7 protein-coding genes and 1 pseudogene are annotated in these 7,647 nt (G+C 68.0%); 1 reads left to right on the top strand and 7 read right to left on the bottom strand.

Annotation, left to right across the window (positions count from 1 at the left end):
• The 6 genes and pseudogenes from KHO18_RS21175 to KHO18_RS21150 form a co-directional block, all read right to left on the bottom strand.
• Positions 1 to 191, bottom strand: a pseudogene (locus KHO18_RS21175) (pyridine nucleotide-disulfide oxidoreductase); the annotation flags it as partial.
• A 69-nt stretch (positions 192 to 260) separates the two neighbouring features.
• A complete protein-coding gene (locus KHO18_RS21170) occupies positions 261 to 1,199 on the bottom strand; it encodes a patatin-like phospholipase family protein (protein ID WP_244844973.1) in 939 nt (312 codons plus the stop codon).
• A 21-nt stretch (positions 1,200 to 1,220) separates the two neighbouring features.
• Complete coding sequence (locus tag KHO18_RS21165) at positions 1,221 to 1,661, bottom strand: PaaI family thioesterase (protein ID WP_144202690.1); 441 nt, start codon at positions 1,659 to 1,661, stop codon at positions 1,221 to 1,223.
• A 120-nt stretch (positions 1,662 to 1,781) separates the two neighbouring features.
• A complete protein-coding gene (locus KHO18_RS21160; protein WP_092290978.1) occupies positions 1,782 to 3,296 on the bottom strand; it encodes a tripartite tricarboxylate transporter permease in 1,515 nt (504 codons plus the stop codon).
• A gap of 18 nt (positions 3,297 to 3,314) precedes the next feature.
• A complete protein-coding gene (locus KHO18_RS21155; RefSeq protein ID WP_144202693.1) occupies positions 3,315 to 3,788 on the bottom strand; it encodes a tripartite tricarboxylate transporter TctB family protein in 474 nt (157 codons plus the stop codon).
• Between the two features lie 140 nt (positions 3,789 to 3,928).
• Entirely contained in the window at positions 3,929 to 4,885 is a 957-nt protein-coding gene (locus tag KHO18_RS21150) for a tripartite tricarboxylate transporter substrate binding protein (RefSeq protein WP_144202695.1), read from the bottom strand.
• Positions 4,886 to 5,262: 377 nt separating this feature from the next.
• Between KHO18_RS21150 and KHO18_RS21145 the strand changes: the two genes are divergently transcribed.
• On the top strand, positions 5,263 to 5,763 hold the full coding sequence (locus KHO18_RS21145) for a hypothetical protein (protein WP_211943810.1): 501 nt from the start codon (positions 5,263 to 5,265) through the stop codon (positions 5,761 to 5,763).
• Positions 5,764 to 5,793: 30 nt separating this feature from the next.
• Here the strand turns inward: KHO18_RS21145 and KHO18_RS21140 are convergent, their stop codons facing one another.
• Entirely contained in the window at positions 5,794 to 7,563 is a 1,770-nt protein-coding gene (locus KHO18_RS21140) for a diguanylate cyclase (RefSeq protein ID WP_144202699.1), read from the bottom strand.
• Positions 7,564 to 7,647: the final 84 nt, after the last annotated feature.

The raw sequence follows: 7,647 nt of genomic DNA, 5'->3' as shown, positions 1-7,647 counted from the left end.
GCCGCCGCCACGCCGCCGGAACCCGCGCCGATGACGACGAGGTCCGCCTCGCGCGCCTTGCCCGGCCGGCCATTGCGCTTGCGGCGCGGCACATTCTCCACCACGGGCGCCGCGCTGATCTCGCGCGCGCGGCGGCGCTCCTTGGCCGGTGCCGGGGTGGTGGTCTCGGGTGTTGCCTGGCGCTTTGTCATCCATGTCTCCTTGTACGCGGCGCAGCGCCGCATTCAACACGACCGACCGGCGCCCCTGGGCGCAACCACTCAGGGCGCCGGCAACAATTCCTCGTCCCGGATCGCAGGCCAGTCGCGCAGGAACGCTTCCGCGTCGCGCCGGCCCAGATCGTAAGCATGTGTCATGGCCTCGGGCCGGGTGTAGTCCCAGCTCGAGATGGGCACGCGCTGCGACGGCTGCAGGTACAGCCGCCGCTGGCCCCCCTCCGCCAGCACGAAGCGGCGCGGGCGCGGATACAGCCGCGTCACCAGCACCAGCACGTTGCCAGGGGCCGGGTCGAGCGCATCGACGGGCACGTTGTCCACCAGCCCGCCGTCGAGCACCGCGCGCCCCTGGCGCTTCAGCACCGGCGTGAATGGCGGCGTGGAGGCCGACTGCAACAGCAGATCGGCCAGATCCTCGGGCGAAGCACAATCCTGTGCGCGCACGAACTCGGGCCGGAAGCCCAGCTTGCGGCCCAGCCGCGGGTGCAGCGTCTTGAGGATGTGCTTGTCGATGTTGTACGCGAGCAGCCCGGCAGCCACGGCCAGGCGCGGGCCGCTCCACGGCGGGATGTGCGCCACGCCGATGCGGATCTCGGGCGCGGCCTGGAGCCGCGCGAGCCGGTTATCGCCGAACAGCGACAGCAGCGCGTTGCGATAGATGCCGTAGTGCGGAAACACGCGCTCGCGCCGCAGCAGGTTGCCCCAGTAGGCGTTGCGCGTATTGTTGGCCAGGATGTCGCGGTAATAGGCCATGGTCTGGTGCGAATCGTGCGCATGGACCATGCACGCCGTGGCCGCCCCGGCCGAGATGCCCGCAATCACGCGCGGCCGCAGCGCCAGCTCGGGCGCCACGGTGTCCCACCAGCCGGCCTGCCACCAGCATCGGTTGCCGCCGCCGGCGAACACGATCTGGTCGAACGGCTGGGAGCGCGACCGGGAGAGCGGCTGGGGAGGGGCGGAGAGCGTCGGCGCGGCGCCAGTCATCATCGTCGGATGTCTTGGATGTCAGAGCAGCGCGTAAGTGGTGGTGGCCTGCACCGCCAGCTTGCCGTCGGTGCCGGTCAGCTCGATCTCGCCGAACACCACGGTCTTGCCGAGCCGCAGCACGTTGGCGCGCACGCGCACGTCGCCGTCGATCACGGGCCGCATGAAGTTGGTGGTCAGGCTGACCGTGGTCATCGGGCGGAATTCCCCGAGCACCCGGGAGATGGCGACGATCATCGCCGTATCGGCCGCCGACATCAGCACCTGGCCGCACACCACGCCGCCGGCATGGCGAAAGCTCTCATTGAACGGCAGGCGCAGCGTCACGCCCTGGTCGTCCACCGCCTCGGCACGCAGGCCAAGCTGGCGCACCCACGGGGCGAGCACGCGTTCCAGCGTGGCATCGACATCGGCCAGGGTGAAGGCGGGCGCTGCGGTCGGTGCGGAGGTCGGTTCCGGCATGGCGATCCTGTCGAGCGGGTTTGCGCCAATGATACAGGGGGCCGCAGCCCCCCGTGTAATGCACTGCAAGACCCCGCCGGCGAGGGCGGGTAACGGCTACGGCTACGGCTACGACTAAGGCTACGCCGCGTTGTCGGCGGCGGCGCGGGCGCTGCTGCGGCTGGCGTGCCAGCGCAGCACGCGCGGCACCACCACCACGGCCACCGTCATCGCCAGGATCGTGGCGGAGATCGGCTGCTTGACGAACAGGCTCCAGTCCCCCTGGCCAATCGACAGCGCATTGCGCAGCTGCTTCTCGGCCATCGGCCCCAGAATCAGGCCGACGATGACCGGCGCGGTGGGGAAGTCGAAGCGGCGCATGGCCATGCCCAGCAGGCCGATCACGAACAGCAGCAGCAGGTCGAACCACGACTGGCGGATGCCGTACGCGCCGAGCCCGGCAAAGATCAGGATGCCGCCGTACAGCAGCGGCGTGGGCACGCGCAGCATGCGCACCCAGAGGCCGATGGCGGGCAGGTTCAGCACCAGCAGCATCACGTTGCCGATGTACAGCGACGCCAGCAAGCCCCAGACCAGATCGCCCGAGGTCTGGAACAACATCGGCCCCGGCTGGAGGTTGTAGTTCTGGAACGCCGCCAGCAGGATGGCGGTGGTGTTCGAGGTGGGAATGCCCAGCGTCAGCAGCGGTGCCAGCGTGGCCGTCACGGCGGCGTTGTTGGCCGCCTCGGGGCCGGCCACGCCTTCGATGGCGCCCACCTTGCCGAACTCGTCCTGGTGCTTGGAGAGTTTCTTCTCGGTGGCGTACGAGAGGAAGGTCGGGATCTCCGCGCCGCCAGCCGGAATCAACCCGAACGGGAAGCCGATCAGCGTGCCGCGCAGCCAGGCCGGCACCGAGCGCTTCCAGTCCGACTTGTTCATGTGGACGGAGCTGAGCTTGTTGAACGAGCCGGCCGGTTGCGGGAAGAACGCGTTGAACAGCGCCTCGCCCACGGCGAACAGGCCCACGGCCACCACGACGATGTCCACGCCGTCGTAAAGCTCCTGGATGTTCATCGAGTAACGGGTCTGGCCGGACAGCGAATCAATGCCGATCAGGCCGATGCCGAGCCCCAGGAACAGGCTGGTCATGCCGCGCAGCAGCGACGAACCGAGCACGGCCGAGACGGTCGTGAAGGCCAGCAGCATGATCATGAAATACTCGCCGGGGCCGAACTGCAGCGCCACGTCCGCCGCCACCGGCGCGAACATCGACAGCAGCACGGTGGCGATGGTGCCCGCCACGAAGGAGCCGATCGCCGCCGTGGCCAGCGCCGGGCCGGCACGGCCGTTCTTGGCCATCAGGTTGCCTTCCATGGCCGTGACCATGGTGGACGACTCGCCCGGCGTGTTCATCAGGATGGACGTGGTCGAGCCGCCGTACATCGCGCCGTAGTAGATGCCGGCGAACATGATCAGCGCGGCGGTGGGTTCCACCTTGGCCGTCAGCGGCAGCAGCATCGCCACGGTCAGCGCCGGGCCGATGCCCGGCAGCACGCCGATGGCGGTGCCGAGGAAGCAGCCCACGAGGGCCCACATCAGGTTGATGGGTGTGATGGCGACGGCGAAGCCGTGCATCAACTGGTTCAGGGTATCCATGGCAATTCCTCCCGCCAATCAAAAGCCGGCGACCGGCAGCAGCGGCAGGTTGATGCCGAGCAAGAATTCGAACAACGCCCACATCGGCAGCGTCAGGCCCAGGCCGATCAGCGCATCGCGCACCAGCCGGCGGCTGCCGTAGCCACGCGCCACGCAGACCATCATCAGCGAGGAGGAGATCACGAAGCCGAGCGTGCCGATCAGCGCCATGTTCAGCACCAGGCCCGCCGCCACCCACAGGAAGCCCTTGAAGTTGTGCGGTGCCGCGGGCAGCTCGGCATCTTCCTCCGGCATATTGCGGAAGCCGCCGCGTACGCCCTGCCAGGTCAGCAGCGCGCCGCACACGGCCAGGCCGATGGCCACCAGCGTAGGCGCGAAGCGCGGCGACAGGCCGGCATAGCCTTCCTCGCCCGAGATGCCGGACAGTCCGGCCAGGAAAAAGGCGGACAAAGCCAGGACGGCGATGCCGATGGAGACATGCGATGGTTTCATGGTGGGCTCCCGGAGGGATGGCCACCACCCGCGCGGTCACGACTGGCGTGACAGGATTGTGATTATTGTTGGGGCGCGCAGGTGGGGCAGGTGAGGCGGGTGAAGCGGGTCGTCTAACAGCGACCGGGGATCAGCCGGACTTACTTGGCCACGCCCAGTTCGCGCAGCGTGCCGCCCAGGCGGACCGACTCGGCCTCCACGAACTTGCCGAACTCGTCGCCGGTCAGCAGGAAGGGCGTCCAGTCATTCTTCTTCAGTGCGTCCTTCCAGACGTTGTTCTCGGTGCCCTTGACCACGGCGTCGATCATCGCCTTGCGCTGCTCGGGCGTGATGCCGGGCGCGCCGTAGACGCCGCGCCAGTTATAGATCTCCACGTTCACGCCCTGCTCCTTGAGCGTGGGGATGTCGGCGGTGCGGTCCTTCGAGGTCACGGCCAGCGCGCGCATCTTGCCGCTCTTGATGAAGGGCAGGAACTCGGACACGCCGGCGATGCCCACCGTCACGTGGCCGCCCATGATCGACGCGGAGGCTTCGCCGCCGCCCGCGAACGGCACGTAGTTGATCTTCTTCGGATCCACGCCAATGTCCTTGGCGATCAGGCCGGCCAGGATGTGGTCGATCGAACCCTTGGAGCCACCGCCCCAGCTCACGCTGCCCGGGTTGGCCTTGAGCTGCGCGGTCAGGTCCTTGATGGACTTCAGCGGCGAGCTGGCCGGCACGGTCAGGACCATGGTGTCGGCGTACAGGCGGGCGATCGGCGTGGCGTTCTTCAGCGTCACCGGCGGATGGTTGGTCTCGATGGCCCCGACCATCACGGCGCCGGTCACGATCAGCGCGTTGGGGTTGCCCTTGTCGGTGTTGACGAACTGGGTCAGGCCGATGGTGCCGCCGGCGCCGCCCTTGTTGTCATAGGACGCGGTCTTGGCGGTGCCCGCCGCGATCATCGCCGCGCCGATCGTGCGGCCGGTCTGGTCGTAGCCACCGCCGGGGTTGGCGCCGATCATGACCTTCAGGCTGTCCACGGCGTAGGCCGGGGCCGCGGCCAGCGTGGCGGCGGCGAGGACGACATGGGCAAAGCGGGCAAGCGTGCGAGGCATCGCGGTCTCCTGTCTTTTTTTGGAATGGATAGCTAGTGATAGCTGTGGGCCGGATTCTAGAGGCCGGTAACTGTCAAAAGCCTGTCAAACCGACAGGAATTCGCATGGGGTTTACGTGGGGGTTGTCTGCTTTGTCTGGCCGCTCCGACATGCGCCGGACGGCCCGCGCACTACCCACTGCATGGTTTTCGCCACAGACAAGCGCGAGGAAGTCTGATCTAAACATCTTTGACTTGGCTGACGTCAGACATATCACTACGATTGACCACAGTTGCCTGCCGCACGTTGCAGTGCGGAACGGGCAACGGACAAACGATGAAAAAGGGACCCGCGCACAACGAGGCGACGGGCCTGATGGGTGTCAACTGGGGTCAACAATGGATACGACGATCAAGGCTGCCGACGTGTGGCCGCCGGAGCTGGATACGGGCGCGGGTACCGACCGTGGACTGTGGAAGAGCACCATGGCCGCAGCAAGCCAGGCGCTCGAGGCCGCCAAGGGCATGCAGGCGGCGGTGGGGCAGACACTGAAGCTCCAGCACAAGATCATGGCGCTGCGCGACGAGCTGCATCGCGCCGAAGCCGAGCGCGATCTCTACCGCGACCTCCACGCGCGTACGCTCGACGAACTCAATCACACCCTCGACCTCAGCCCCGCCGAATGGCAGCGCCTGCGCGCCGAGAACGAGACCCTCCTGATCCGCCATCGCGCCTACAAGCTGCTGGTGCAGCACTACGCGCGCAGCGGCATGCCGGTGGACCCGGCCGTGTTCGCGGAGCAACGCAGCCGTGTGCAGCAGCACATCCTGTTCCAGCGCCGCAAGGGCATCCCGGTCTCGGTGATTGCCGTCGAGGACATCGCCTTCCTGCTGCGCTGACCGGGGACACCGCCATGACCTGCCTGCACCTCACCCCGCAACCGGCGGTGCCTCTGCATTGCCGGCCCGCGCATCCTCCGCGCAAACCCGGTTTCGCCCCGTTGCCTTGGCGGCATAAAGACGGCGGTCGGCCGTCGCCAGCATGGCATCGAGTGTCTGGCCCCCGTCGCTCCCGGCTTCGGCCACGCCTATCGACACCGTGAAGCGGATGCGCGCCCCGGGGTCGCCCTGCGTGGCTGACGTGGGCGCGTCCGGGGCGGGCTCCACCGGGATCGCGGCCAGGGTCACGCGCAGCCGTTCGGCGCTGGCCCTGGCCTCGGCCAGGGTGGCGCCGGGCATCAACACGGCGAATTCCTCGCCACCCAGACGAGCCGGCACATCCATCGCGCGCATGTTTTCGCGCAGTGCCGTGGCCAGGCGCTGAAGCACATGGTCGCCGCTGGCATGGCCCCAGCGGTCGTTCACCTTCTTGAAATAGTCGATGTCGAGCATCAGCATCGACAGCGCGCTGCCGTCGCGCTCGCGCCGCGCCGCCGCCTGTGCGAACTGGTCGCCGAAATGGCGCCGGTTGGCGAGGTCCGTCAGCGGATCGCGCTCGGCCAGTTGCTGGAGCTTGTGGCCCAGCGCGAGGTAGTAGCTGAAGAGCAGCGAGACCAGCCTCACCGAGATCCACATCAGCAGCGGCAGCGCGATCCATACGTACAGCAGGGGCTTGCTGATGCGCGAGAAGACTTCGCCGTATAGCTGGGCGGTCGAGACTGCCTCCAGCAGCATCCACTGGCCGGTGCCCAGCCGCTGGTAGAACAGATAGCCGCCCTCGCCCTTGCGCATGCCGGGGCCGTCGGTGGCGAACAGCGTCTGCGGCCCCACGTCGTGCCACGCGTCGCCCAGCACGTCAGGCCAGCGCAGGTCCGTGCTCGGGTGGTCATGGTTTGCCGCGATCAGCCGGCCGGCGCTGTCCATCAGGTAGCGGTTCAGGGCCGGGGAGTCGTCGCTCGGCGCGCCGAGCAGCGCCTGGATGTGCTTCAGCGAGACATCCACCGCTACCACGCCGCGAAAGCGCGCCTCCACATAGATCGGCACGCTCAGCGTGGTGCGCAGCTCGGTGCTTTCGAACTGGCGATAAGGCGGCGCCCAGCGCAGTTGCTGGCCCGGATTACGGTCGGGCAGGAGGTCGCGGTAGTAGGGCATGCTCGCGAAGCGTTGCAGCAACGCGGGCGCCTTGTCGGCCGGCACCGCGGGGTAGGTCACGAAGAAGCCGTTGCTGGAAATGAACGTGACCGAGTTGCGAATCTCGTCCACGCCCATGGTCAGCCCCAGCACGTGGCTCAGCTGGCGTGCGGCGAAGAGGTCGGCGCGCAGGTCGTCCACGCGGCGCTCGAAGCCGGGCAGGCCGGCCAGGGTCTGCGGTGATACGCCGACCACGGGGGCATCGCCGAGCGGGACTTCCATCTGCCAGATCGGCGCGTTGCGCGCGGCGAAAGCCCGTTCGATGGCGGGGTCCGAGACACCAACTGCCGGCACGGCCTCCATCCGCATCAACTGCCGCGCGTAGTCGCGCACAAACGACAGCCGGAAGCGCTCCGACGACACCGCAGCCTCCAGCCCCATCGCGCGCAGCGCGAGATTGTGCTGATGGCTGGCAATCACGCGCTCACGCAGCGTGTAGAGGTCGCGCAGGCCAACGGCGAGCGTCAGCGCCAGCACGAGGCTGAAACACCAGATCACGACCCGCTGCGGGCGCATGACCGCCGCGCGCGGTAGCCATCGCGGTCGCGGCACCAGTTTGCGCCATGGCATCGGGGGCCTCCGGGCAAGTCCCGCGTTAGCGGGCACTGCAACGAAACTGTGACGATCGAGGACAACGCTCGGCCAGTGTAGTGC

This window comes from Cupriavidus campinensis (assembly GCF_905397395.1).
GTDB classification, from domain to species: Bacteria; Pseudomonadota; Gammaproteobacteria; order Burkholderiales; family Burkholderiaceae; genus Cupriavidus; species Cupriavidus campinensis.
This window is presented reverse-complemented; position numbering and strand designations above follow the sequence as displayed.